Source organism: Curtobacterium sp. MCBA15_007 (assembly GCF_001864905.1).
GTDB classification, from domain to species: Bacteria; Actinomycetota; Actinomycetes; order Actinomycetales; family Microbacteriaceae; genus Curtobacterium; species Curtobacterium poinsettiae.
Genome location: NZ_MJGM01000015.1, coordinates 1 through 25,567, shown reverse-complemented (window position 1 = coordinate 25,567; position 25,567 = coordinate 1). Strand labels below are relative to the sequence as shown.

Below are 25,567 nucleotides of genomic sequence, written 5' to 3'. Positions count from 1 at the left end.
GATGCCTAGTGCGCTGCCGCGGTGATCTGGGCGCGGGAGACGCGCTTGCGGAAGATCCAGTAGGTCCAGGCCTGGTAGGCGAAGACCAGCGGCACGAAGATCAGCGCGACCCAGCTCATCACGCTCAGCGTGTACGACCCGGACGAGGCGTTGTACACGTTCAGGCTGTTCGCGACGTCGTTCGAAGCGGGCATCACGTCGGGGAAGATCGCCGTGAACATCGCGAGCACGATCGCGGCGATGGTGACCGCCATCAGGGTGAAGGCGCGTCCCTCCTTGCCCCAGGCGTTGCAGAGCACCGCGAGCACCAGGGCCAGGGCGGCGACCACGGAGAGCACCAGCGAGGCCGGGGTGGCGCGGACGAAGGCCATCGACACCAGGAACGTGGCGCCGACGACGATCGTGACGATGCCGGCCCGGGTCGCCAGGCGCTTGGCGCGTTCGCGGATCTCGCCTTCGGTCTTCAGCGCGACGAAGACGACACCGTGGGTGAAGAACACCAGCAGCGTCGCGGCACCGGTCAGCAGCGCGAACGGGTTGAGCAGGTCGAAGAACGTGCCGGTGTAGTTGTGCCCGGCGTCCATCGGGATGCCACGGACGACGTTGCCGAACGCGACGCCCCACAGGAACGACGGCACGGCGCTGCCGACGATGATCATCAGGTCGAAGCGGCGCTTCCACTCGAGGTGCTTGTTCTGGTGCCGGTACTCGAACGACACCCCTCGGGCGATGAGCGCGGCGAGGATGAGCAACAGCGCCAGGTAGAACCCGGAGAACATTGTGGCGTACCACTCCGGGAACGCCGCGAACAGGCAGGCGCCGGCCACGATGACCCAGGTCTCGTTGAGGTCCCAGACCGGGCCGATGGTGTTGATCAGGACCCGACGGTCGGTGTCGTCCTTGCCGAGGAACGGCAGGGACATGCCGACACCGAAGTCGAATCCGTCGAGGACGAAGTAGCCGACGAAGAAGACGCCGACGATCGCGAACCAGAGAACGGGGAGATCCATCAGGCAGCGTCCATTTCTAGTAGACCGTCACTTCGTGCTTGACCTCGCCGGTCTCCTCGTCGACCTCGTCCGGGTCGGCGGGGCCTTCTTGCGCGACCTTCTTGATGAGCTTGAACTCGACGACGGCCAGCGTGCCGTAGATCGCGGTGAAGACCAGCAGCGAGATGAGGACCTCGAGTCCGGTCACGTTCGGGGAGACGCCGTCCTTCGTCCGGAGCAGCCCGAACACGAGCCACGGCTGGCGGCCCATCTCCGTGAAGACCCAGCCGACGATCATCGCGGCCATCGGCAGCGGCGCCGTCCAGGTGGCGATGCGCCACACCCAACGCTGCGTCGGGAACCGGCCCTTGCGGGTCAGCCAGAGTCCGACGAGCGAGACCATGACCGCACCGACGCCCAGGGCGATCATCCAGCGGAACGACCAGTAGGTGACCCAGATGATCGGCTTGTAGTCGCCGGGGCCGTAGACCTGGGTGTACTGCGCCTGCAGGTCGTTGATGCCCTCGACCGTGCCGTTGAACGTGTGCGTCGACAGGAACGACAGCAGGTACGGCACCCGGATCGAGAACAGCTCGTGGACGCCGTCGGGGGTGCCCAGCGTGAAGATCGAGAACGATGCGTCCTTGCCGGTGGCCGTGTTGTACAGCGCCTCGGCCGACGCCATCTTCATCGGCTGCGTGTCGACCATGGTCAGACCGAGCTGGTCGCCGGTCAGGACGGTGAGCGCCCCGGCCGCGAGCATGGTCCACATGCCGAACTTCAGCGCCGGCATCATCGTCTCGAGGTTCTGGTTGCGGGCCAGGTGGTAGGCAGCGACCGAGATGATGACCGCCGCGGCGACCATGAAGCAGGCGAAGAGCGTGTGCGGGAACGCGGCCAGCGCGACCTTGTTGCCGAGCACCGCCCAGATGTCGGTGAGCTCGGCGCGCCCCTTGGCCTCGTTCATCGCGAAGCCGACCGGGTGCTGCATGAACGCGTTCGCCGCGATGATGAAGTACGCCGACATGATCGTGCCCGCGCTGACGCACCAGATGCTGGCCAGGTGCAGGGCCTTCGGCAGGCGGTCCCAACCGAAGATCCAGATGCCGATGAACGCCGCCTCGAAGAAGAACGCCAGGATGCCCTCGAGCGCGAGCGGTGCGCCGAAGACGTCACCGACGAAGCGCGAGTAGTTCGACCAGTTCATGCCGAACTGGAACTCCTGCACGATGCCCGTCACGACGCCCATGGCGAAGTTGATGAGGAAGATCCGCCCGAAGAACCGCGTGAGCTGCAGGTAGTGCGCACGGCCGGTGCGGTACCAGGCGGTCTGGAACACGGCCACCACGGCCGCCATGCCGATCGTCAACGGGACGAAGAGGAAGTGGTAGATGGTCGTCAGACCGAACTGCCACCGCGACAAGAGGAGCGGATCGAGGAGGTCGTTCATGCGGCGTTTCCGAGACGGGTGGCCGCGCGCTGTTCGTGCACGTCAGTTGCTTCCTGTGGAACGGATACATCAGGTGTCACAGCCCTTGGGACACCCCAACGCTATCGCGACGTCCGTCGATTCGACAACTTGTAGAACCCTCGCGTGCACAAACGTGCAAAGCCCCTGCACGGCACAACCGTGCGGCACGGATGTTCGCTTCGCCCGGTCCGGAAACGACGACAGGCGCCAGGTGGACACCCGACGCCTGTCGCTTCGTTCGTGGAGCTGTGGCTACAGCAGACCCTCGGCCTTGAGCCAGTCCTCGGCGATGGTGGACGCCTTCTCCTTGTCGGCCGTGCTCTTGGTGTTGAGCTCGATCAGGGCATCCGTCGTGAGCTTCTCGTTGACCGAGTCGATCGCGTCGGCAGCCTTCTCGTTGACCTTCTTCGAGACGACCGGCACCACGTTCTGCGGCAGGATCAGGTTCTCCGGGTCCTTCAGCGTGACGAAGCCGTTCGCCTTGATGCTCGGGTCGGCCGTGTAGATGTCAGCCAGCTGGACGGTGTCGTCCTTGAGCGCCTTGACGGTCAGGGCGCCACCGCCGTCCTCGATCGCCTTGAAGTCGACGTCGACGCCGTAGACCGACTTGAGCCCCTTCGGCCCGTACGGCCGGGTCTGGTTCTCAGAGTTGGCACCCACGGTGAGCTTCTCGTCGACGTTCTTCAGGTCGGCCAGGCTCGTGACGTCGTTGTCCTCGGAGAACTTCTTCGTGACGGTGTAGCTGTCCTGGTCGGTCGCCTCGGCCTCGTCGAGGACGCGGAGGCCCTTCGGCAGGGCCTTGTCGAGTCCGTCGTCGATCTGGTCGGCGGTCTTCGCGTCGGAGTCCTTGTCGAAGTACTGCAGCAGGTTGCCGCTGTACTCGGGCATGACGTCGATGGCGCCCTTCTCGAGCTGCGGGATGTAGACCTCGCGCTGCCCGATGTTGAAGTTGCGCTTGACCTCGAAGCCGTCCTTCTCGAGGACCTGGGCGTAGAGCTCGGCGATGATCTCGTTCGAGTAGTACTGCTGCGAGCCGACGACGATGGTCTTCGAGTCGGACGAGTTGCTGGAGCCGCTGTCGAGCGGGTCGCTCGACGCGCAGCCGGCGAGGGCGGCGACGACGCCCACCGCCATCGCGGCGGCGACTCCGGCGCGGATCTTGGGTGCTGTGATCACGAGGGATTTCCTTCCGGGAGTGGATTGCGGGCTCGCTCTCGCGACCCCTGACGCTGTCGGGCCGACGGGTCCGCGGTGCCCTTCGGCACCGCCGCCCGCTGCAGCACGGCGAACACGATCTCGAACGCGATCGCGAGGGCGATCACGAGGATGGAGGCGCCGAGCATCTCGGCGTAGTCCTGGGTCTTCAGGCCGAGGAAGAAGTAGCCGCCGAGGCCACCGGCCCCGACGTACGCGGCGAGCGTGGCGGTCGCGACGACCTGCAGCACCGCTGCGCGGATCCCACCGATCAGGAGCGGGAGCCCGAGTGGGATCTCGACCTTCCACAGGATCTGCCACCCGGTCATGCCCTGGGCCTTCGCGGCGTCGACGACACCCGGGTCGACGGACTCGATGCCGGAGTAGGCACCGGCGAGCACCGACGGGATCGCCAGGATGACGAGCGCGAGCAATGGTGCCTGCAGCCCGATGCCGAGCAGCAGGCCGAAGAGCGAGAGCACACCGAGCGTCGGGAGCGCACGCACCCCGCCGGAGACGGCGATCGAGACACCGCGTGCTCGGCGGGTGTGCCCGATCGCGTAGCCGACCGGCACCGCGATGGCCGCCGCGATGAGCACCGCGAGCAGGGTGATCCAGACGTGCTCCCACACGCGCGTGGGGATGCCGTTGTAGCCGCCGTAGTTCGTGGGGTCGAACACCCACGCGAAGGCCTGTCCGATGATCACGAGGAGACCTCCGCTGCTTGCAGGACCCGACGGGACTGACGACGCGACACCGAGCTCGTGCGGGTCCACGGCATCACCAGTCGCCCGAGCAGCACCAGCAGGCCGTCGATGGCGAACGCGAGCACGAGCACCATGACGATGCCGGAGAGGATCTCTTCGTAGATCCCGCGACCCAGGCCGTCGGTGAACAGCAGGCCGAGGCTCGGGATCCCGAGGACCGCGCCGACCGTGGTCAGCGAGATCGTGGAGACCGCGACGACCCGGAGACCGGCCAGCAGCACCGGACCGGCGAGCGGGAGTTCCACCCGGAAGAAGCGCTGCGCCGGCGAGTAGCCCATGGCGGTCGAGGCGGACTTGGTCTCGGCGTCGATCGAGGTCAGCCCGTCGACCGTGGACCGCACCATGAGTGCGAGGCCGTACAGGGTCAGGCCGATGACGACGTTGATCGGGCTCTGCAGGCCGGTGCCGATGATGCCCGGCAGCGCCACGAACAGGGCGAGCGACGGGATCGCGTACAGCAGACCGGCGAGGGTCACGATGCTGCTCCCCACCCCGGACGCGAAGCGCGACCCACCGGGCCGCTGCAGTCGGACGACCAGCCACCCGATGGGGATCGACAGCAGGAACGCCACGATGATCGGCGGGATCGCGATCGCGAGGTGGGAGACCGTGTTGTCCCAGATCGTGTCGAGGTTCGCCAGCACCCACTTCACCGGGTGCCCCCACCTTGCGCCGGAGCACCCGGTGCGTCGTGCGACGCTCCGGCCTCTGCTGCTCGGGTGTCGGACTGGGGCACGGCCTGGGCGGCGTCGACGACCCCGACGGGGCCAGTCAGCACACCGGCTGCACGCCCTTCGCCGTCGACGACGATCGGACCGGTCGGGGTCTGCTCGACCCGCAGCGCACGGCGCCCGCGGCCTGCGCCGATGAACGTCGCGACGAAGTCGTCAGCGGGTGCGGCGAGGATCTCGGCCGGCGTCCCCTGCTGGGCGATCTCGCCGCCCTTCTTGAGGATGACGACCTGGTCGCCGAGCTTGAACGCCTCGTCGATGTCGTGCGTCACGAACACGACGGTCTTGCCGAGCTCGCGCTGCAGCCGGATGAGTTCGTCCTGCAGGTCGTTGCGCACCAGGGGGTCGACGGCCCCGAACGGCTCGTCCATGAGCAGGATGTTCGGGTCGACGGCGAGCCCGCGGGCGACCCCGACGCGCTGCTGCTGGCCGCCGGAGAGCTGCGACGGGTAGCGGTCTGCGAACGCGCGGTCGAGTCCGACGGTGTCCATGAGTTCGAGGGCACGCTTGCGGGCATCGGCCTTGGAGACGCCGGTCAGCAGCGGGACCGTCGCGATGTTGTCGACGACCTTGCGGTGCGGCAGCAGTCCGGAGTTCTGCATGACGTACCCGATGTGGCGACGGAGCTCGACGGGGTTGATCCCGGCGACGTCCGACCCGTCGATCTCGACGGTGCCGGAGGTGGGGTCGACCATGCGGTTGATCATGCGGAGCAGCGTGGTCTTGCCGCAGCCGCTGGATCCGACGAAGACGGTGGTGGTCCGGGACGGGATGACCAGATCGAAGTGCTCGACCGCAGTCGTGCCGTCCGGGTAGGTCTTGCGCACCGAGCGGAACTCGATCATGGGGTGCCCTTCTGTTCGGAGGTAGCCCGACTTCGGATGAGAGTACCCGGGGGTGCCGACATCGGTTCGGTCACGACGCCGCGTGACGGGTTCCGGACGACCGGGAGATCGTGGGACCACCACCGGTTCAGCGCGATGTGTCGGGGGACGACGACGCCCGCGCCTCCTGTTCGGAGGACACGGGCGGGTCGGTTCGGTCACCGGCGTGTCGCGCCGGTTCGACGGGGTCGTCAGGAGGCGGCGATCACCGATTCGAGGTGGGCGCGGTTCATCCGGCGGTACTCCTCGATCAGCTCGGTGTCGGGGTGCTCACGGTCGCGGTGTGCCCGCGCCAGCACCGCGTGACCGGACTCGGCGAGGACGACCCAGGCACGGGTGACGTGCTCGTCGTCCGGCAGACCGAAACGGTCGCGCATGATCTGGCCCACGGCAGCGCCGAGCGCACCCATGCGGTCTTCCGCGTCACCGGTCCCGGTGTCCGCCGGGTCGCCGAACCGGATCGCCCGGAAGCCGGGCTCGGTGCGGTACATCTCGGCGGTCAGGTCGATGAGCGCGTCGTTGGCGTCCTGCCAGGTCTCGGCGCCGCTGGCGTCGAGCGCCTCGACGAAGCGGGCGGCGAGCCGCTGGGTGCAGCGGATCGCGAGCGCCTCGACCACGGCGATGCGGTCCGGGAAGTACCGGTAGACGGTGCCGATCGACGCCCCCGCGCGCTCGGCCACCATGGCGGTCGTGAGCCGCTCGAACCCGATCTCGTCGATCACCGCGGCAGCGGCGTCGAGGAGGCCGGCGAGGCGCGCCGAACTGCGGGCTTGGACCGGCTCGTTCCTGAGCAGTGATGATCCCCCCGGCAGAGCGTTCGTTACCTCGGTGACGAGCACGTGTTCTCCTCTTGCGCTCCAGCGCGGTTCGTTGGCGTGACGGGGACAACTTTCGCAGAACGGACCTGGAACGTGGCTGCGACTCACCAGTTGCGACGCACCAGTTCTGTCCAGCGCGCGGGTTTCGTCAGCCGCCCGTGGGAGGATGACGCCATGCCCGACCCGACGCCCCACGAGCCGTCGTTGGCCGAGCCGCTCCTGCACCGCGCGGCCCGCATCGAGGACGCCGTCCAGGAGTTCCGCGAGCACCGTGCACGCCGCCGCGGCCTGGTCCCCACGGTGGTCCCGTACACCGGCTACGGCGCACCCGGATGGGTCCGCATCCTCTGCCGCGTGCTGCTGACGCGCCGCGGTCTCGCCTCCGACGTCTCCTACGCCGGCGTCCGCGGCTGGAAGAGCTTCACGAGCGTCGCCGTCGACCACGCCGAGGTCACCGTCACCGCCGGCGGGGTCTCGCACGTGGTGCAGACCGACCGTGGCGGCGTCGTCGACACCATCGTCCCGATCGACCTCGAGCCGGGCTGGCGCACGGTGCGACTCTCGGCGGGTGGCGGGCGTGACGTCGAGGCCGACGTGTTCGTGGTGCACCCGGACACCCGCTTCGGGCTGCTGTCCGACATCGACGACACCGTGATGGTCACCTCGCTCCCCCGCCCCATGCTGGCCGCCTGGAACTCCTTCGTGCTCACCGAGCACGCCCGCCGCCCGGTACCCGGCATGTCCGTGCTCTACGAGCGGATCCTGGCGCAGCACCCGGGATCGCCGACCGTGTACCTGTCGACCGGGGCGTGGAACGTCGCGCCGACGCTGCAGCGCTTCCTGTCGCGCAACATGTACCCGTCCGGCACGCTGCTGCTCACCGACTGGGGCCCCACCCACGACCGGTTCTTCCGCAGCGGCCAGCTGCACAAGCAGCAGAACCTGCGGCGGCTCGCCCAGGACTTCCCGGACATCCGCTGGCTCCTGGTCGGCGACGACGGGCAACACGACGAGAGCCTCTACGGCGACTTCTCGCGGGAGCACCCGGACAACGTCGCGGGCGTCGCCATCCGGCAGCTGTCCACGAGCGAAGCGGTCCTGGCCGGTGGTCGTTCGCGGGCGCAGGAACGCTCCCGCGACTCCTCGGCGCCGTGGGTCTACGCCCCGGACGGCGCCGGGCTCTGGAGCGAGCTCGCGCGCATCGGCATCATCGATTCCGACGCCTCCGAACCGGCCTGAGCGACCCCTCACAACGGTCTCGGCCAGGGCCACCCGTCGCGGACCGCGGCGCACGGCCAGCGGGTGTTCGATCGGTCCATGAGCACCGAGCCGGCAGCACCGCCCACCCCGCCGAACCGCATCGAGGACCACGCCCTGATCGGCGACACCGGGACCGCCGCCCTGGTCGGCCGGGACGGCACGATCGACTGGGCCTGCCTGCCGCGCTTCGACAGCTCGTCGACGTTCGCCTCGCTGCTCGGCACCGAGGACCACGGACACTGGACCCTGCGCCCCGTCGACGGTGACGCCACCGCGCGGTGGCGGTACCGCGGGGACACGCTCGTGCTCTCCACCGTGTGGACCACCCGTGACGGCGTGGTCGAGGTCACCGAGTTCATGCCCGTCGGGGCGCACCGGCCGTCGATCGTGCGCCGCGTCCGCGGCCTCCGCGGCACCGTCGAGATGCGCCAGACGCTCCGCATCCGGTTCGACTACTCACGCGCCCTGCCGTGGATCCGGCAGATCGGGGACGACGACGAACCGGCGCTCCTCGCGACGGCCGGCCCCGGCTCGGTGATCGTCCGCGGGCCGCGGTTCCGTGCCGACGACCACCGGCACACCGCCGTCACGACGATCCACGACGGCGAGGTGCTCGACACCGTGCTCACCTGGTACCCGTCGCACCGCGAACCGCCGGAACCCCTCGACGTCGACGCGGCCCTCGCCCACACCCTGTCGTGGTGGACGGGATGGACCGCGCCCGCACAGACCACCGGCCGGTACGCGGCCGCCACCCGCCGGTCGCTGGTGTTCCTCCGCGCGATGACCCACGGTGAGACGGGTGGCGTCGTCGCCGCTGCGACCACGGGCCTGCCCGAGGACCCCGGCGGCGAACGCAACTGGGACTACCGCTACGTGTGGCTCCGCGACGCGTCCCTCGCGCTCGCCTCGCTCATCGCCCACGGGTACCGGGACGAGGCCACGCACTGGCGGGGCTGGCTGCTGCGGGCCATCGCGGGCGACCCCGCGGACGTGCAGATCATGTACGGCATCGCCGGCGAACGCGAACTGCCCGAACGCGAGATCCCCGAGTTGCCCGGGTACCTCGGGTCGACCCCGGTCCGCATCGGCAACGGTGCCTCGACGCAGTACCAGGGCGACGTCTTCGGCGAGGTCCTGTCCGCGCTGCACGACGCCCGCGAGCTCGGGGTCGAGGAGAACGCCGACTCGTGGGCGCTGCAGCGGGCCCTGCTCGGCTACGTCGAGGAGCACTGGCAGGAGCCGGACAACGGCATCTGGGAGATGCGCGGTCCGCGCCGCAGCTTCACGCACTCACGGGTGATGATCTGGGCCGCCTTCGACCGTGGGGTCGCCGCGGTCGAGGAGTTCGGCCTCGAGGGTCCCGTCGACCGTTGGCGGACGTTGCGCGACACGGTGCGCGCCGAGATCGAGGAGCACGGCTGGAACGCCGAGCGCGGATCGTTCCGCCAGCACTACGACACCGACGAGGTCGACGCCAGCCTGCTCGTCCTGCCGCAGGTCGGCTTCTGCCGCGCCGACGACCCTCGGATGACCGGCACGGTGCGCGCGATCGAGGAGGACCTGCGGGTCGGGGACGACGGCCTCGTGCTCCGCTACCGCACGACCGCGGGCTTCGACGGCCTGTCGGGCGCTGAGCACCCGTTCCTGGCGTGCTCGTTCTGGCTGGTGGAGCAGTACGCCGCCTCGGGCCGCGTGGACGACGCCGAGCGCCTGATGGACGTGCTGGTCGGGTACGCGAACGACGTCGGCATGCTCTCCGAGGAGATCGACGTCGCCACGGGCCACCACATCGGCAACACCCCGCAGGTGCTGTCGCACCTCACCCTGGTGTCGGCGGCCGACGCCATCGAGCGCGCCCGGGGAGCCGCCGTCGGACACCGCACACGGTTGTCCGTGCACGACGGGGGCACCCGCTCGTGGACCGGCGAGGGTGAGCGAGCCGGCTCCCCCGCGTGACGCCTCGCTCCACCCCGCGAAGACGCCGTCGTCGTCGCACCACGCCTCGACAACGTCGAAACGCCGCCGGATCTGGCGGCGTCTCGACGACACGACGGCGTCTCGCGGTGCTCTGCACGCGACCCACAGACGGACGGGAGGCCCGGTGCCAGCTGGCACCGGGCCTCCCGTCCGTCAGGGCGTCCGTTCAGGACGTCGAGGACGCGTCCGTCAGGACGACGACTCCCAGTCCGCCGGGCCGCGCGAACCGGCGCGGTACTCCTCGAGCGGGACCTCGTCGGCCTTCCAGGCGGCGACGACCGGCTCGACGATCTCCCAGCAGCGCTCGGCCACGTCGCCGCGGATGGAGAGCAGCGGGTCGTCGTGGAAGATGCCGTTCAGGACCTCGCCGTACGGGGTGAGCTCGCCGTCGCTGAACGACGACGACAGGGTGACCTGCCCCATCTCGAACGGGTTGCCGCCACCGTTGGCCGACACCGTCAGCTCGATCTCGTCCGGGTTCAGGACGATGCGGAGCGTGTCGGTCTTCGGGCGACCACTCAGGCCGGAGGGCAGGCGCGTGACCGGCTTGAAGGTGATCAGCACCTCCTTGCGGCTGGCGCCGAGGGCCTTGCCGGAGCGCAGCGTGAAGGGGACGCCGGCCCAGCGGGCGGTGTCGACCTCGACCGAGATCTCGGCGAGGGTCTCCGTCTGGCGCGACGGGTCGACGCCGTCCTCTTCCTGGTACGAGGGCAGTTCCTTGCCGTCGATGGTGCCGGCCGTGTAGACCGCTCGGCGGGACGCGATCTTCGCGTCGTCGCCCTTCAGACGCGTGGAGCGCAGGACCCGGGCGAGCGACGAGCGGAACTCGACCGCGTCGATCGCGGACGGGGCGTCCATCGTGACCAGGCCGAGGATCTGCAGCAGGTGCGACTGGATCATGTCGACCATCGCGCCGGCCTCGTCGTAGTACTGGGCGCGGTTCTCGAGACCGAGGGTCTCGTCGTAGAAGACGTCGACCTTCTCGATGTTCTCGGCGTTCCAGATCGGCTCGAACAGGCGGTTCGCGAAGCGCAGGCCGATGATGTTCAGCACCGTGGTGCGGCCGAGGAAGTGGTCGGTGCGGTGCACGCGGTCCTCGGGGACGAGCTTGAGCACCGTCTCGTTGAGGGCCTGGGCACTCGCGACGTCGGTGCCGAAGGGCTTCTCGAAGGCAAGGGTCGTGCCCTCGGGGAGCTCGACGTGCTGGAGCGCCTCGCAGATGTCGGAGGCGATCTGCGGCGGGAGCGCGAAGTACAGGATCGGCTCGGAGTCGGCCGCGGCCAACAGCGCCTCGAGGTGCTTCGGGTCGGTGGGGTCGCCCTGGATGAACTGCGTCGACTCGATGGTCGCGTCGACCTCCGGCCCCTTGACGTCCTGCGACGCGAAGGACTGCGTGACGATGTCCTTCCACTTCTCGGGGCTGCGCTCGCTGCGGCCCGTGCCGATCAGCTGCACGGGGACGGCACGGCCGCTCTGCAGGAACGTGCCGAGGCCCGGCAGGAGCAGGCGGGAGGCGAGGTCGCCCGTCGCGCCGAAGATGATGAGGGTGCGCTTGTCGGTCACCTGAGGTGACTCCTTTCGCTGTGGTGGGAGGTCCGCTCCAGTCAAGTCGCGGGCGGGCCCGTTTGTTCCGGATCCGAACCGGAGATCTGTGCCCGGACGCACTTCGGGCGGCACCGTTCTGGTGCCGCCCGAAGTGTCAGGTGCGCTGCAGCGCCGGGTCAGTGCTCGAAGTTGCCGCGGTAGTACTCGTAGACCCAGCCGACCAGGGTGATCGCCACGAGGACGAGACCGATCGGGACGATCCAGAGGCCGGCTGCCACGCCGAGGAAGCACACGGCGACCGCGGCGGCCAGCAGGATGGGCCACCAGGACCACGGGCTGAAGTGCCCGAGTTCGGCGTCGCCGTCCTCGATGTTGGCGTCCGGGCGGTCCTCGGGCAGGACGCCGCCCTGCGACGACATCACCTTGCCGAGGTAGAAGGCGATGAACGCCGACATGATGCCCGTCAGGCCGATCGCCACGGTGCCGACCCACTCCGGGTGACCGTAGTAGAGCATCGCCCAGATCGTGTACGCGGCGTCCGCGAGGATGAAGAACCCGAAGAGGATCCAGAACAGGTTGGTGTTCGCGCGCATGGCGTTACTTCACCTCGCCCTTCGCGGCGTCGTAGGTCGGGGCATCGGGGGCGTCCTTCGCAGGACCGACACCGATCGGCACACCGGCCTCGGGGTGGTTCAGGTCGAACGCCGGGGACTCCGAACGGATGCGCGGGATCGACGTGAAGTTGTGGCGCGGCGGCGGGCAGGAGGTCGCCCACTCGAGCGAGCGGCCGTAGCCCCACGGGTCGTTCACAGCGACCTTCGGTGCGTTCCGAGCGGTCACGTAGACGTTGAAGATGAACGGCAGGAACGAGATCGCGAGGATCATCGAGCCGATCGTCGACAGCTGGTTCATCCACGTGAAGCCGTCGTTCGGCAGGTAGGTCGCGTACCGACGCGGCATGCCGATGACGCCCAGCCAGTGCTGGATGAGGAACGTGGTGTGGAACCCGATGAACAGGAGCCAGAAGTGGATCTTGCCGAGACGCTCGTTGAGCATCTTGCCGGTCCACTTCGGCCACCAGAAGTAGAAGCCGGAGAACATCGCGAACACGACGGTGCCGAAGACCACGTAGTGGAAGTGCGCGACGACGAAGTACGAGTCGGACACGTGGAAGTCGAGCGGCGGCGACGCCAGGATGACACCGGTCAGACCACCGAACGTGAAGGTGATCAGGAACCCGAGAGCCCAGAGCAGCGGGGTCTCGAACGTGACCGAACCGCGCCACATCGTGCCGACCCAGTTGAAGATCTTCACGCCGGTCGGGACCGCGATGAGCATCGTCATGAGCGAGAACCACGGGAGCAGGACGCCACCGGTGACGTACATGTGGTGTGCCCACACCGTGACCGACAGGGCCGCGATCGAGATGGTCGCGTACACCAGGGTCTTGTATCCGAAGATCGGCTTGCGGCTGAACACCGGGAAGACCTCGGACACGATGCCGAAGAACGGCAGCGCGATGATGTACACCTCGGGGTGCCCGAAGAACCAGAACAGGTGCTGCCAGAGCAGGGCCCCGCCGTTGGCCGGGTTGAAGATCTGGGCGTTGAACACACGGTCGAGACCGAGGCCGAAGAGCGCCGTCGCGAGGACCGGGAAGGCCATCAGGACGAGGAGCGCGGTCACGAGGGTGTTCCACGTGAAGATCGACATGCGGAACATGGTCAGACCCGGGGCACGCATCGTGATGATCGTGGTGATGAAGTTCACCGCACCGAGGATCGTCGAGAAGCCGGTCATGCCCAGGCCGAAGACCCAGAGTGTCCCGCCGAGCCCTGGTGTGAACGTCGTGTCACTCAGTGGCGCGTAGGCGAACCAGCCGAACGAGGCAGCGCCCTGCGGGGTGAGGAAGCCGCCGACCGCGATGAGCGAACCGAACAGGTAGAGCCAGAAGGCGAACCCGTTGAGTCGCGGGAAGGCGACGTCGGGCGCACCGATCTGGAGCGGCATGATCGCGTTCGCGAAGCCCGAGAACAGCGGCGTCGCGAACATCAGCAGCATGATCGTGCCGTGCATCGTGAACAGCTGGTTGTACTGCTCCTTCGTCGCGACCACGTGCAGGCCGGGTTCGAAGAGCTGGGCACGGATCACGAGGGCCATCACACCTGCGAGCAGGAAGAAGACGAACGACGCGATCAGGTACATGTACCCGATGGTCTTGTGGTCGGTGGAGGTGATCCACCGGACGACGATGTTGCCCTTCCGGCCCACCTTCGACGCCTGGAAGTCCGGCGAAGCGGTCTGGGTCGGTTGGCCGACGAGTGACGTTGTCATCTGACGAGCCCCTACTTGTTCTCGCTGGACGCCTCGACCGGCGCCTTGTTGTTCGGTTCGTTGGTGTTGGTGTTGTACTCGTTGCCGAGCAGACCGACCTTGCCCTGGTCCTTCAGGGTGCCGAGGTACGCCTCGTACTGAGCGGGCGTGACGACCTTCACCTGGAAGAGCATCAGCGAGTGGTACTCACCGCAGAGCTCCGCGCACTTGCCCTGGTACGTGCCGAGCTTCTCCGGGATGAAGTACTCCCAGTTGGTCTTGCCGGGGAGCATGTCCTTCTTGTACAGGAAGTCGATGACCCAGAAGGAGTGGTCGACGTCGCGCGACGAGAGTTCGATCGCGACCTTCTTGCCCTTGGGCAGGTAGAGGGTCGGCAGCTGCGACTCGTCGATCGCCCCCTTGGCGTTCTCTTCTTCCTGGGCCTGGATGCCCTGGTAGTAGACGCTCTCTTCGGGGTTGTCCTTGTTGATGTAGTTGAAGTCCCACGCCCAGCGCTTGCCGTACACGTGCACGGTGGCGTCGGGGTCGGCGAAGGGCTTCTCGATCGCGGCCTGGTCCTTCGCGGTGAAGGCGAAGAAGCCGAGCACCAGGATCAGCGGCACGATCGTGTAGAAGATCTCGAGCGGCATGTTGTACCGCATCTGCACGGGCAGGCCGGTCTGGCCCTTCCGGCGGCGGTAGACGATCGCGGCCCAGATGATCAGGCCCCACACGATCAGACCGACGGCGAGGAGCACGACCCAGCTGGTGGTCCACAGGCCGACGATGCGGCTCGTGTGGTTGGTGACGTTCTTCGTCTCCTCCGTGCCGGGGAGCCATCCGTTCATCTGCTGCTGCGTGCAGCCAGCCAGTGCGATGACCAGACCGACGGCCACCGGGACGGCCGCCCAACGTATACGGCGATTCGAACGCACTGTTACCTCTCGCAAAAGACGTGAGCTTCGGAAGTCAGTCCGTCGTGTCCGACGGCGAGCCGCACGAAGGCGGCGCTTGGCTGGCTCCCAGCTTGATTGGAACACTCCTAGCTTACTCGCAGCTCGCCGCCGCTCGCGCACACACGCCACGGTTCTGGCCTCGATCCGCACGTCGGCGGGCACGATTCCCCCCGGTTCCGCCGCGCCCCGGCGCGCCACGTCCGGTCACACGAACGCGAGCGGGAGCGACCGTTCCGGTCGCTCCCGCTCGCGTGTCGGATCGCTGGCGATCAGTGGAAGCTGTCACCGCAGGCGCAGCTGCCCTGCGCGTTCGGGTTGTCGATCGTGAAGCCCTGCTTCTGGATCGTGTCCTCGAAGTCGATCGTCGCGCCGTCGAGGTACGGGACGCTCATCTTGTCGACGACGACCTCGACCCCGTCGAACTCGGCGGTGACGTCACCGTCGAGCATGCGCTCGTCGAAGTACAGCTGGTAGATCAGGCCCGAGCAGCCACCGGGCTGCACGGCGAGGCGCAGGCGCAGGTCATCGCGGCCCTCTTGCTCGAGCAGGCTCGCCACCTTGCCGGCAGCGGCGTCGCTCAGGAGGACGCCGTGCGACGGGGTCTCGGTCGCCGGTGCTTCGGTGATGGTGTCGCTCATCGCGCGTCTCCCTCCGGGCGGTGCTGGTCACCGCGCCTGGCCTCGATTGTAAGCACCCTCAGCTGCGCGTCGCGAGCCTGGCGAGCAGGATCGTCTCCGACGCGATGGCACGGTGCAGGACGCCGAGGTGCTGCGACTCGTTCGGGCTGTGCGCGCGGGTGTCCGGGTCCTCGACGCCGGTGACCAGGATCTGCGCGTCCGGGAACTCCGCAGCCAGGTCCGACACGAACGGGATCGACCCGCCGATGCCCTGCTCGACCGCCTCGGCACCCCAGCCCTCGCGCATGGCCGTGCGGGCCTCCTGCACGGCCCAGCCGGCGGTGTCGACGAGGAATCCGTCGCCGCTGTCCGGCTCGGTGACCTCCATCCGTGCGCCGAACGGGACGTGCTCGCGCAGGTGCCGTTCGACGGCAGCGGCGGCCTCGCGGGCGTCCTGGCCGGGGGCGACGCGGACCGAGACCCGTGCCGAGACCGTGGGCAGCAGGGTGTTCGAGGCGTTCGCGACGCTCGGCACGTCCATGCCCGTCACCGTGATCGACGGCTGGAACCACATGCGGGACAGCACGGCGCCGGTACCGATCGGGCGCACACCGGGAACGAGTGCGGCGTCGACGGCGAGTTCGTCCTCGGTGCGCTCCGGCACGTCGGCTTCGTACGAGGCCAGCCCCTCGACGGCGACCGACCCGTCGGCGTCGTGCAGCGAGGCGAGCAGCCGCACCATCGGGATCATCGCGTCCGGGGCCGCTCCCCCGAACATGCCGCTGTGGCTGGCGTGCTCGAGCGTGGTCAGGGTGAGCTTGAAGGTGACGTTGCCGCGCAGCGACACCGTGATCGACGGCACCTCGGTCGACCAGTTGTCGCTGTCCGCCACGACGATGACGTCGGCGGCCAGGTGCTCCTTCTGCTCGCGCAGGAAGGTGCGGAACGAGCGGGAGCCGAACTCCTCCTCGCCCTCGACGAACAGCACGATCCCGAGGTCGAGGTCGTCGCCGAACTGGGCGTGCACCGCGCGGAGCGAGGCGATGTGGGTCATCACGCCGGCTTTGTCGTCCGAGGCGCCGCGACCGTACAGGCGGTCACCGCGGAGCGTCGGCTCGAACGGCGGGGTCTCCCACAGGGCCTCGTCGCCCTGCGGCTGCACGTCGTGGTGGGCGTAGAGCATCACCGTCGGCTTGCCGTTCCGCGCCGGGCGCACCGCGAGCACCGCCGGCTGGCCGAGCTCGGTCTCGGCGTCCGCCTCGGCGACGTCGGCGGTCGAGCCGGACACTGCCGACCGCACGATCCGGACGTCGTCCGGGCCGAAGACCCCGGTCGACCGCGCCAGGTCCGCGACGGCCTCGGCACTCGCGCGCACGTTCGACGGGTCGAAGGACGACCAGGAGACCGACGGCAGGCGTACCAGGGCGGACAGGTCGGCGATCGTCGTGGGCAGGGCCCCCTGGACGTGTTCGCGCAGGGCGTCGAGGAGCGCAGGGTCGGTCGCGGGGCTGTGCTGTTGGCTGTCGGTCATGCCCGGTAATCTAGAGGAGATCCCGCACGCACACCGCCGTTAGGAACGCACCGTGGCGAAGGCAGCCCCCAAGACCAACACGACCGTCAACCCGACCGAGGCCGAGCTCCTCGAGCAGGGCAAGGGCCGCCCGACGCCGTCCCGCCGCGAGCGAGAGGCAGCGAACCGCCGCCCCCTCGTCGGCAACACGCCGGTCGACAAGAAGGCAGCCCGTGCACGCCTCAACTCCGAGCGCGAGCGCGCACGGGTCGGCATGGCCAACGGCGAGGAGCGCTACCTGCCGGCCAAGGACCGCGGTGAGCAGCGACGCTTCGTCCGCGACTGGATCGACGCCCGCTGGAACGTCGGCGAGGTCATGATGCCCGTGCTCGTGCTGTTCCTCATCGTCGGGTTCGCCGCCGCGCAGACCGTGGTCGCGTCCTACTCGCTCCTGCTGGTGTGGGCGTTCGTGGCGCTGTTCGTCATCGACTGCGTGGTGCTCTGGCTGTCGCTCCGCCGCAAGCTCACCACCAAGTTCGGCGACTTCCAGCGCGGCACGTTCCTCTACATCCTGACGCGGGCGTGGCAGCTGCGGTTCCTGCGGCTGCCGAAGCCCCAGGTCCGGCGCGGCGAGTACCCCACGCTCTAGCCACACGCACACGAACCAAGCGCCGCCCGGCCTGCCGGGCGGCGCTTCGTCGTTCCCGCTCCCCTGTTCCCCGCTCCCCCGCTCCGCATCGGTGATCGAGTGAGCAGAACACGACGGGTCGACTGGCGAGCCACGGCGTGTTCTGCTCACCCGATGCGCAGGCGCGCCCCAGGACGGACGGGAGGCCCGTGGCGGCGTCGCCACGGGCCTCCCGTCCGGATGGTGGTCGCGACTAGCGCGCGGCGCGACGCAGCCGACGTCGGCGCAGCCGGTTGATGCGCGCTGCCCAGGTCGGCCCCTCGTAGAGGAACGCCGTGTAGCCCTGCACCAGCGTCGCCCCGGCGTCGATGCGGTCCTGCACGTCCTGCTCGGTGGTCACGCCACCGACGGCGATGACGCAGAAGTCCGCCGGCACGGCGGCGCGGACCCGACGCAGGACCTCGAGCGAACGCGCGGCGACCGGCGCACCGGAGAGTCCACCGGCACCCATCGCCTCGACGTCGGACGGGTCGGCCGTCAGTCCCTCGCGCGCGGTGGTCGTGTTGTTCGCGATCACGCCGGACAGGCCGAGCTCGACCGCCAGGCCCGCGATCGCGTCGATCTGCTCGTCGGTCAGGTCCGGTGCGATCTTGACGAGCACCGGGGTGCGCCCCGCGCCGTCGCGCACCGCGGAGAGCAGCGGTCGGAGCTGGTCGAGTTCCTGCAGTCCGCGCAGACCGGGCGTGTTCGGCGAGCTGACGTTGACCGCCAGGTAGTCCGCGAACGTCGCCAGGCGGCGGGTGGACTCGAGGTAGTCGTCGATGGCGTCCTCGACCGAGACGACCCGGCTCTTGCCGATGTTCACGCCGATCACGGGCCGGCCCGGGTTGCGGCGGGCGCGCTCGAGACGTCGGGCGGCCGCAGCCGCGCCGTGGTTGTTGAAGCCCATGCGGTTGATCAGGGCGCGGTCGCCGATCAGTCGGAACAGGCGCGGGCGCTCGTTGCCGGGCTGCGGCTTTGCGGTGATGGTGCCGACCTCGACGTGGCCGAAGCCGAGCAGGCCGAGCCCGGCGATGCCGCGGGCGTCCTTGTCGAAGCCCGCCGCCAGGCCGAAGCGCGACGGGAAGTGGATGCCCATCGTGGTGATGCCGTCGGCTGCCGACGGGCGGCAGTACCGCTCGACGACCCCGCTCAGGAACGGCACGCGAGGCAGCCCAGCGATGACGGCGAAGGCCAGGTGGTGGGCGCGTTCCGGGTCCATGTTCGCGAACACGGAGCGGAACACGACGCGGTACCCGCCGCGCACGATCCGTTCGGCGATGCCGCTCACGCGCGTGTGCCGGACGGTGCGGACGAGCCGGCGGCGCTGTCGGCCGTCCCGTGGTGGTCGCGACGGAGCTGGCCGATGGCGTCCTCGAAGTCCTCGAGCGAGTCGAACGCCTGGTAGACGCTCGCGAAGCGCAGGTACGCGACCTCGTCGAGCTCCCGCAGGGGCGCGAGGATCGCGAGGCCGATGTCGTTCGCGTCGATCTGGCTGGACCCGGAGGAGCGCACGGTCTCCTCGACGCGCTGCGCGAGGACGGCCAGGTCGCCGTCGGTGACCGGGCGCCCCTGGCACGCCTTGCGCACACCGGAGACGATCTTGTCGCGGCTGAACGGCTCGGTGACGCCGTTGCGCTTCACGACGTTGAGCGATGCGGTCTCGGTGGTCGAGAACCGTCGACCGCAGTTGGGGCACTGTCGACGGCGGCGGATGGAGGTTCCGTCGTCGCTCGTCCGTGAGTCGACGACGCGGGAGTCCGGGTGGCGGCAGAAGGGGCAGAACATGTCGTTCCCCAGGCTATCGGTTCGTGCGCTCCGTCACGGCGGCCCCGTGCGCGGGGAGCTGCTCCTCGGTGGACAGGGCGACGATGTGCGGCGCCACCTCGGCCAGGGCCTCGGGCGTGTACCGGACGATCTGCTGGGGTCGCAGGAACGTCGACGCGGACAGTCCGGACCCGAAGCGGGCCTGGCCGCCGGTCGGCAGCACGTGGTTCGACCCGGCCAGGTAGTCCCCCAGGCTCACCGGCGTGCTCGGTCCGACGAACACCGCACCGGCGGCGTCGATGTCGGCCAGCACGGCGTCGTCGTCGACCGTCTGGATCTCCAGGTGTTCCGGCCCGTACGCGTTGCTCACGGTCGCGGCGTCGGTCAGCGAGTCCACCAGGACGATCGCGGACTGCGGCCCGTCCAGGGCGGTCTGGAGGCGCGCAGCTGTCCCGAGCACCGCCGTGCGTTCCGGGATGGCGGCTTCCACCGCGTCGGCGAACGCCGCGGACGTCGTCACCAGCACGCTGCCGGCCTGCTCGTCGTGCTCGGCCTGGCTGATCAGGTCGGCGGCCACGAACCCCGCGTCGGCGGTGTCGTCCGCGATCACGAGGATCTCGGTCGCCCCGGCCTCGGAGTCGATGCCCACCACACCGCGCACCAGGCGCTTGGCGGCGGCGACGTAGTTGTTGCCCGGCCCGGTGACCAGGTCGACGGGCTCGAGGTCGAGCTCGGCGACGCCGTACGCCAGCGCGCCGACGGCTCCGGCACCACCCATCGCGTAGACCTCGTCGATGCCGAGCAGCCCCGCCGCGGCGAGGATCGTCGGGTGCACCGCGCCGCCGTGGTCGCGCTGCGGCGGCGACACGAGGGCGATCGAGGGCACGCCCGCGACCTGGGCGGCGACCACGTTCATCACGACGCTGGACGGGTAGACGGCCTTGCCGCCGGGCACGTAGAGCCCGACACGGCGCATCGGCTGCCAGCGCTGGTGGACCTCGGCGCCGTCGGCCAGGGTCGTCACGGACGGAGCGGGGATCTGCGCGGCACTCGCGGCACGGACGCGGCGGATCGCCTCGTCGAGGGCCGCCCGGACCTCGGGGGTGAGCCCGGCCACCGCGGCGGTGATCTCGGCGGCGGGCACCCGCACGTTCGCGGGGGCCCCACCGTCGAAGCGCTCGGCCTGGTCGCGCAGGGCCGCGGCCCCACGGTGTCGGACGTCCTCGATCAACTCGCGCGCGGCGTCGACCGCGTGCGACACGTCACCCGCGGCACGGGGCATGAGTCGGAGGAGTTCGGCACGGGCGGGGAGGCCGCCGCGGAGGTCGATTCGCTGCATCATGAGGCCTCCAGCGTACCGGCGGCGTGCTGCACGACCGCGTCGACCACGGGCCGGTGGTGGGCGACCTGGTCGGTGTCCCACGCGTCGAGCAGGTGCAGCGTGGCGATCCGGAACGCCAGCGCACGGACGAGCAGCTGCGGCCACTCCGGCACGCCGGTCCCGAGCACGCCGAGCCGGCCGACGGCGACCCGGTGCCAGGTCACGGCGTCGACCGCGGCGATCGCGGCACCGAGGCCCGCCGGGCGCCAGTACGGCGCCCAGTCGAACACCGTGGGTGGCTCCCCCGGCGTGAAGAGCACGTTGCCGAGCAGGTCACCGTGGACGAGCTGGGACGGGGACGTCACCGGCTGGAACGTCGCCGCCAGGCGGTCCAGCGTTGGATCGTCCGGCAGGGGTGCGTCGCCCCAGACCATCCGGTCCGCCCGGCTCCAGGGGTCGTCACGCTGATCGAGGACTTCGGGACGCGGCAGGTCCGCGACGGCCCGGTGGAAGGCAGCGCCCGCGGCGATGACGTGGTCCACGCGGGTCGGGTCGGTCCGGCCGTCGACCCATCCCCAGGCCTCCCACCCGCCGTCGCCGGTGCCGGTGCCGGTGCCGGCGTCCATGATCCAGTCCCCGGACTCGGCGGCGACCGGACGCGGGGTCCGGAACCCGGCCGTGTGGACGAGCCGGGCCAGCGTGGCGGACCGCCACCGGGCCTCCAGGGGGTCGCCGGACGGCCGGAGCACGACGTCCCCGGCGCGCCACGTCAGCCCGCGGCCGCCGCCGAGCCGCTCGAGCGGGCGGTCGTGCACGCCGAACGCCCGCAGCACGTCCGGGCCCGGCGGCAGCGGCGGACCGGCCATGGTCGACGCTCCTAGACCAGGCAGCGGGGTCCGAGCAGGCTCTTCAGCTCGCCGAACAGGTCCGGGGTGAGGTTCACCGGGAAGGGCAGCTCGAAGGTGCGTGCCACGTCGTCCTTCAGCAGCTTCAGCCGGACCTCGGTGTCGCCCTGGTGACGGCCGAGCACGGCGGCGAGTTCCGTCACCGTGGTCGTCGTGGCCTGCCGTTCGGGCAGTGACAGGGTGAGCGGGCCGGAACCCATCGCGTCGCCGACGTTCGGCTGGAACATGCTCACCGCGTGCAGGGCCTTGCCGTCGTCGCGGACGTTGACGCGGCCGCGCAGGACGACGATCGAGTCGGCCACCAGGGACGGGCCGAACTCCTGGTACGTCTTGCCCAGGAACATCACCCCGATCTGCCCGCCGAAGTCCTCGATGTCGACGATGCCGTACGGGTTGCCGCTCGTCTTCGCCACCCGGTGCTGCACGCTCGTCAGCAGGCCGGCGACGGTGACCGTCTCACCCTCGATCGAGTCGTCGGCGGTCAGCAGGTCGGCGATGGTGATCGACTGGTGCTTCGCGAGTTCGATCTCGAGCCCGGCGAGCGGGTGGTCGGACACGTAGAGCCCGAGCATGTCCCGCTCGAACGCCAGCTTGTCGCGCTTGGACCACTCCGGCCGGTCCGGCACCTGGGACACCGCGGCGCTCGGGGTGTCCTCGGCGGCCTCGGCGGCCTCGGCGAAGAGCGAGTCGAAGTCGAACCCGACGTTGCCGTGGGCCTCGTCACGCTTGACCTTCACCGCGCCCTCGACGGCGCCCTCGTGGATCTCCACCAGGGCACGGCGGGTGTCCCCGAACTCGTCGAACGCACCGGCCTTGATGAGCGACTCGACCGTGCGCTTGTTCGCCGACGAGATCGGGATCTTGCGCAGGAAGTCGTGGAAGGACTCGAACGCACCCTTCTCGGTCCGGGCCTTGACGATGTCGTCGACCACGTTGAACCCGACGTTGCGGATGGCACCCATGCCGAAGCGGATGTCGTCACCGACTGCGGCGAAGAAGCCGATCGACTCGTTGACGTCCGGCGGCATGACCTTGATGCCCATGCGCCGGCACTCGTTCAGGTACAGGGCGAGCTTGTCACGGGCGTCACCGACCGAGGTCAGCAGGGCCGCCATGTACTCAGCCGGGTAGTGCGCCTTGAGGTACGCGGTCCAGAAGGACACCACACCGTAGGCCGCCGAGTGCGCCTTGTTGAACGCGTAGTCGGAGAAGGGCAGCAGGATGTCCCACAGCGTCTTGATCGCCGCGTCGGAGTAGCCGTTGTCCTTCATGCCCTGCTGGAAGCCCGCGTACTGCTTGTCGAGCTCGGACTTCTTCTTCTTGCCCATCGCGCGGCGGAGGATGTCCGCCTGGCCGAGGGAGAACCCGGCGACCTTCTGCGCGATGGCCATGACCTGCTCCTGGTAGATGATCAGGCCGTAGGTCGTGCCGATGATGTCCTTCAGGGGCTCTTCGAGCTCCGGGTGGATCGGGGTGATCGGCTGCTCGCCGTTCTTGCGGAGCGCGTAGTTCGTGTGCGAGTTCGCACCCATGGGCCCCGGACGGTACAGGGCGATGAGCGCGGAGATGTCCTCGAAGTTGTCGGGCTTCATCAGCCGCAGCAGGCCGCGCATGGGCCCGCCGTCGAGCTGGAACACGCCGAGGGTGTCACCGCGCTGCAGGAGCGCGTACGCCTCGGGGTCCTCGAGCCCCATGTTCTCGAGGTCGAGCTCGGTCCCCCGGTTCGTCTTGATGTTGTCGAGGGCGTCGCTGATGATCGTGAGGTTGCGGAGCCCCAGGAAGTCCATCTTGATCAGGCCGAGCGACTCCGCCGCCGGGTAGTCGAACTGCGTGACGATCTGGCCGTCCTGCTCCCGCTTCATGATCGGGATGATGTCGATCAGCGGGTCGCTCGACATGATGACGCCGGCCGCGTGCACGCCCCACTGGCGCTTCAGCCCCTCGAGCCCGAGCGCCGTGTCGAAGACGGTCTTCGCCTCGGGGTCGGTCTCGACCACGGTGCGGACGTCGACGGCTTCCTTGTAGCGCGGGTGGTCCTTGTCGAAGATCCCGGTGAGCGGGATGTCCTTGCCCATCACGGGCGGTGGCATCGCCTTGGTGAGCTTCTCGCCCATGCCGAACGGGAACCCGAGGACGCGCGAGGAGTCCTTGAGCGCCTGCTTCGCCTTGATCGTGCCGTACGTGACGATCTGCGCCACGCGCTCCGACCCGTACTTCTCGGTGACGTACTTGATCGCCTCACCGCGGCGCCGGTCGTCGAAGTCGACGTCGAAGTCGGGCATCGAGACGCGGTCCGGGTTGAGGAACCGCTCGAAGATCAGACCGTGCCGGATCGGGTCGAGGTCGGTGATGCGCATCGCGTACGCCACCATCGAGCCGGCACCGGAGCCACGCCCCGGACCGACGCGGATGCCGTTGTTCTTGGACCAGTTGATGAAGTCCGCGACCACCAGGAAGTAGCCAGGGAACCCCATCTGGTTGATGATGCCGACCTCGTAGTCGGCGCGGTCCTGGACCTCTTTCGAGATGCCGCCCGGGTACCGGTACTCCAGCCCCTTCGCGACCTCTTTCTCGAACCAGGAGTGCTCGGTCTCGCCCTCGGGCACCGGGAACTTCGGCATGTAGTTCGCCGAGGTGTCGAACTCGACGTTGCAGCGTTCGGCGATGAGCAGCGTGTTGTCACAGGCCTCGAGGTTGTCGCGGAAGACGTGTCGCATCTGCGCCGGGGTCTTCAGGTAGAACTCGTCGGCATCGAACTTGAAGCGGTTCGGGTCGTTCAGGGTCGAACCGGACTGCACGCAGAGCAGTGCAGCGTGCGACTTGGCGTCGTGGGCGTGCGTGTAGTGCAGGTCGTTCGTGCCGACCAGCGGGATGTCGAGGTCCTTCGCCAGGCGGATCAGGTCGCTCATGATCCGGCGCTCGATCTCGAGCCCGTGGTCCATGACCTCGGCGAAGTAGTTCTCCTTGCCGAAGATGTCGCGGTAGTCGGCGGCGGCCTGCACCGCTTCGTCGTACTGGCCGAGGCGCAGGCGCGTCTGGATCTCCCCCGAGGGGCAGCCCGTCGTGGCGATGATGCCCTGGTGGTACTCCTGCAGGAGCTCGATGTCCATGCGGGGCTTGAAGTAGTAGCCCTCGAGCGACGCCTTGGACGACAACCGGAACAGGTTGTGCATGCCGGTGGTGTTCTCGGCGAACATCGTCATGTGCGTGTACGAGCCCGCACCGGACACGTCGTCGCCGCCGCCGTCACCCCAGCGGACACGGGTCTTGTCGGAGCGGTGCGTGCGGGGCGTGATGTACGCCTCGGTCCCGATGATGGGCTTGACGCCACCGGCCTTGGCGGCCTTCCAGAACTCGAAGGCGCCGAACATGTTGCCGTGGTCGGTCACCGCCACGGCGGGCATCCCCTGCGCGGCGGTCTCCGCCACGAGGTCGGAGAGCCTGGCGGCACCGTCGAGCATCGAGTACTCGCTGTGCACGTGCAGGTGGACGAAGGAGTCGGAATCCGACACGGAACCTCCGGTTCGTACGGTGTGCTGCGGGGTGGGAACAGCCTAACTGCGGCCGCCCACATTCCCGCGCGCGTCGTGGCGGACGGGAGGCTCGGGGCGGGCCCGCACCGCGCCTCCAGACCGGCATCGGATCGCGACACGCGCGGCGCGCGCCGCCGAGCGGGCAGGACACGCCACACGCGCGCCGCCGCGGGTGCAGAACGCGTCGCCTGACGGCTCCGCAGCCGACAGTTCGCGACCCCTCGGCGAAAGAGACCGGGCGGGGCGGACGGGAGGCTCGGGGCGGGCCCGCACCACGCCTCCAGACCGGCATCCGGTCGCGACACGCGCAGGGCGCGCCGCCGAGCGAGCAGGACACGC

Annotated in this window: 21 protein-coding genes; 3 read left to right on the top strand and 18 right to left on the bottom strand. The window is 69.3% G+C overall.

Annotation, left to right across the window (positions count from 1 at the left end):
* Nucleotides 1-5: 5 nt before the first annotated feature.
* From cydB to BIU95_RS18190, 7 genes are all read right to left on the bottom strand, one after another.
* On the bottom strand, nt 6-1,010 hold the full coding sequence (gene cydB / locus BIU95_RS08135; RefSeq protein WP_017886655.1) for a cytochrome d ubiquinol oxidase subunit II: 1,005 nt from the start codon (nt 1,008-1,010) through the stop codon (nt 6-8).
* A gap of 16 nt (nt 1,011-1,026) precedes the next feature.
* The gene (locus tag BIU95_RS08130; protein ID WP_017886654.1) at nt 1,027-2,439 is read right to left on the bottom strand and encodes a cytochrome ubiquinol oxidase subunit I; all 1,413 of its coding nucleotides are present in this window, start codon (nt 2,437-2,439) and stop codon (nt 1,027-1,029) included.
* A gap of 273 nt (nt 2,440-2,712) precedes the next feature.
* Complete coding sequence (locus BIU95_RS08125) at nt 2,713-3,636, bottom strand: ABC transporter substrate-binding protein (RefSeq protein ID WP_017886653.1); 924 nt, start codon at nt 3,634-3,636, stop codon at nt 2,713-2,715.
* Nucleotides 3,633-4,361, bottom strand: coding sequence for an ABC transporter permease (locus BIU95_RS08120; protein ID WP_071251380.1), 729 nt, complete (start codon nt 4,359-4,361; stop codon nt 3,633-3,635). The genes BIU95_RS08125 and BIU95_RS08120 overlap by 4 nt, the downstream gene beginning before the upstream one ends.
* Nucleotides 4,358-5,074 (bottom strand): ABC transporter permease, encoded by a 717-nt coding sequence (locus tag BIU95_RS08115; RefSeq protein ID WP_071251378.1) that lies wholly within the window; start codon nt 5,072-5,074, stop codon nt 4,358-4,360. The genes BIU95_RS08120 and BIU95_RS08115 overlap by 4 nt, the downstream gene beginning before the upstream one ends.
* The gene (locus tag BIU95_RS08110) at nt 5,071-5,997 is read right to left on the bottom strand and encodes an ABC transporter ATP-binding protein (RefSeq protein ID WP_017886650.1); all 927 of its coding nucleotides are present in this window, start codon (nt 5,995-5,997) and stop codon (nt 5,071-5,073) included. Before BIU95_RS08110 ends, BIU95_RS08115 begins: the two co-directional genes overlap by 4 nt.
* Before the next feature lie 230 nt (nt 5,998-6,227).
* On the bottom strand, nt 6,228-6,875 hold the full coding sequence (locus BIU95_RS18190) for a TetR/AcrR family transcriptional regulator (protein WP_017886649.1): 648 nt from the start codon (nt 6,873-6,875) through the stop codon (nt 6,228-6,230).
* A 153-nt stretch (nt 6,876-7,028) separates the two neighbouring features.
* Here BIU95_RS18190 and BIU95_RS08100 point away from each other — a divergent pair, with 153 nt between their 5' ends.
* Both BIU95_RS08100 and BIU95_RS08095 read left to right on the top strand, forming a co-directional pair.
* Nucleotides 7,029-8,093: an App1 family protein gene (locus BIU95_RS08100; protein ID WP_042537314.1), complete on the top strand. Its 1,065-nt coding sequence runs from the start codon at nt 7,029-7,031 to the stop codon at nt 8,091-8,093.
* Between the two features lie 78 nt (nt 8,094-8,171).
* Nucleotides 8,172-10,073, top strand: coding sequence for a glycoside hydrolase family 15 protein (locus BIU95_RS08095; RefSeq protein ID WP_042537316.1), 1,902 nt, complete (start codon nt 8,172-8,174; stop codon nt 10,071-10,073).
* Between the two features lie 210 nt (nt 10,074-10,283).
* Here the strand turns inward: BIU95_RS08095 and BIU95_RS08090 are convergent, their stop codons facing one another.
* The 6 genes from BIU95_RS08090 to BIU95_RS08065 form a co-directional block, all read right to left on the bottom strand.
* Nucleotides 10,284-11,657 (bottom strand): glucose-6-phosphate dehydrogenase, encoded by a 1,374-nt coding sequence (locus BIU95_RS08090; RefSeq protein WP_017886646.1) that lies wholly within the window; start codon nt 11,655-11,657, stop codon nt 10,284-10,286.
* Between the two features lie 158 nt (nt 11,658-11,815).
* The gene (locus BIU95_RS08085) at nt 11,816-12,232 is read right to left on the bottom strand and encodes a cytochrome c oxidase subunit 4 (RefSeq protein WP_071251376.1); all 417 of its coding nucleotides are present in this window, start codon (nt 12,230-12,232) and stop codon (nt 11,816-11,818) included.
* 4 nt (nt 12,233-12,236) lie between these two features.
* Nucleotides 12,237-13,973, bottom strand: coding sequence for a cytochrome c oxidase subunit I (gene ctaD, locus BIU95_RS08080; RefSeq protein WP_017886644.1), 1,737 nt, complete (start codon nt 13,971-13,973; stop codon nt 12,237-12,239).
* 11 nt (nt 13,974-13,984) lie between these two features.
* On the bottom strand, nt 13,985-14,887 hold the full coding sequence (gene coxB, locus BIU95_RS08075; protein WP_031259441.1) for a cytochrome c oxidase subunit II: 903 nt from the start codon (nt 14,885-14,887) through the stop codon (nt 13,985-13,987).
* A gap of 290 nt (nt 14,888-15,177) precedes the next feature.
* Nucleotides 15,178-15,546: an iron-sulfur cluster assembly accessory protein gene (locus BIU95_RS08070; protein WP_017886642.1), complete on the bottom strand. Its 369-nt coding sequence runs from the start codon at nt 15,544-15,546 to the stop codon at nt 15,178-15,180.
* A gap of 58 nt (nt 15,547-15,604) precedes the next feature.
* Nucleotides 15,605-17,056 carry a dipeptidase gene (locus BIU95_RS08065; protein WP_071251374.1) on the bottom strand — a complete coding sequence of 484 codons (1,452 nt, stop codon included), beginning with the start codon at nt 17,054-17,056 and terminating at the stop codon, nt 15,605-15,607.
* A 52-nt stretch (nt 17,057-17,108) separates the two neighbouring features.
* Here BIU95_RS08065 and BIU95_RS08060 point away from each other — a divergent pair, with 52 nt between their 5' ends.
* A complete protein-coding gene (locus BIU95_RS08060; protein WP_017886640.1) occupies nt 17,109-17,684 on the top strand; it encodes a DUF3043 domain-containing protein in 576 nt (191 codons plus the stop codon).
* Between the two features lie 232 nt (nt 17,685-17,916).
* On the opposite strand, the gene BIU95_RS08055 is transcribed toward BIU95_RS08060, so the two are convergent.
* Genes BIU95_RS08055 through dnaE form a run of 5 tightly spaced genes read right to left on the bottom strand, consistent with a single transcriptional unit; the run spans nt 17,917 to nt 25,207 of the window.
* The gene (locus tag BIU95_RS08055) at nt 17,917-18,993 is read right to left on the bottom strand and encodes a quinone-dependent dihydroorotate dehydrogenase (RefSeq protein WP_082046807.1); all 1,077 of its coding nucleotides are present in this window, start codon (nt 18,991-18,993) and stop codon (nt 17,917-17,919) included.
* Nucleotides 18,990-19,490 carry a transcriptional regulator NrdR gene (nrdR, locus tag BIU95_RS08050; protein WP_017886638.1) on the bottom strand — a complete coding sequence of 167 codons (501 nt, stop codon included), beginning with the start codon at nt 19,488-19,490 and terminating at the stop codon, nt 18,990-18,992. Before nrdR ends, BIU95_RS08055 begins: the two co-directional genes overlap by 4 nt.
* A gap of 13 nt (nt 19,491-19,503) precedes the next feature.
* Nucleotides 19,504-20,811 (bottom strand): histidinol dehydrogenase, encoded by a 1,308-nt coding sequence (hisD, locus tag BIU95_RS08045; RefSeq protein ID WP_071251372.1) that lies wholly within the window; start codon nt 20,809-20,811, stop codon nt 19,504-19,506.
* Nucleotides 20,808-21,656 (bottom strand): hypothetical protein, encoded by an 849-nt coding sequence (locus tag BIU95_RS08040; RefSeq protein ID WP_071251370.1) that lies wholly within the window; start codon nt 21,654-21,656, stop codon nt 20,808-20,810. The genes hisD and BIU95_RS08040 overlap by 4 nt, the downstream gene beginning before the upstream one ends.
* Nucleotides 21,657-21,667: 11 nt before the next feature.
* On the bottom strand, nt 21,668-25,207 hold the full coding sequence (gene dnaE / locus BIU95_RS08035; RefSeq protein WP_083389299.1) for a DNA polymerase III subunit alpha: 3,540 nt from the start codon (nt 25,205-25,207) through the stop codon (nt 21,668-21,670).
* Nucleotides 25,208-25,567: the final 360 nt, after the last annotated feature.

Coding starts and splice junctions, on each gene's coding strand:
- BIU95_RS08040 (WP_071251370.1), bottom strand. CDS start 21,656: ATGGCCGGTCCGCCGCTGCCGCCGGGCCCGGACGTGCTGCGGGCGTTC.
- BIU95_RS08065 (WP_071251374.1), bottom strand. CDS start 17,056: ATGACCGACAGCCAACAGCACAGCCCCGCGACCGACCCTGCGCTCCTC.
- BIU95_RS08130 (WP_017886654.1), bottom strand. CDS start 2,439: ATGAACGACCTCCTCGATCCGCTCCTCTTGTCGCGGTGGCAGTTCGGT.
- ctaD (WP_017886644.1), bottom strand. CDS start 13,973: ATGACAACGTCACTCGTCGGCCAACCGACCCAGACCGCTTCGCCGGAC.
- BIU95_RS08070 (WP_017886642.1), bottom strand. CDS start 15,546: ATGAGCGACACCATCACCGAAGCACCGGCGACCGAGACCCCGTCGCAC.
- hisD (WP_071251372.1), bottom strand. CDS start 20,811: ATGATGCAGCGAATCGACCTCCGCGGCGGCCTCCCCGCCCGTGCCGAA.
- BIU95_RS08100 (WP_042537314.1), top strand. CDS start 7,029: ATGCCCGACCCGACGCCCCACGAGCCGTCGTTGGCCGAGCCGCTCCTG.
- BIU95_RS08085 (WP_071251376.1), bottom strand. CDS start 12,232: ATGCGCGCGAACACCAACCTGTTCTGGATCCTCTTCGGGTTCTTCATC.
- BIU95_RS08095 (WP_042537316.1), top strand. CDS start 8,172: ATGAGCACCGAGCCGGCAGCACCGCCCACCCCGCCGAACCGCATCGAG.
- BIU95_RS08110 (WP_017886650.1), bottom strand. CDS start 5,997: ATGATCGAGTTCCGCTCGGTGCGCAAGACCTACCCGGACGGCACGACT.
- cydB (WP_017886655.1), bottom strand. CDS start 1,010: ATGGATCTCCCCGTTCTCTGGTTCGCGATCGTCGGCGTCTTCTTCGTC.
- nrdR (WP_017886638.1), bottom strand. CDS start 19,490: ATGTTCTGCCCCTTCTGCCGCCACCCGGACTCCCGCGTCGTCGACTCA.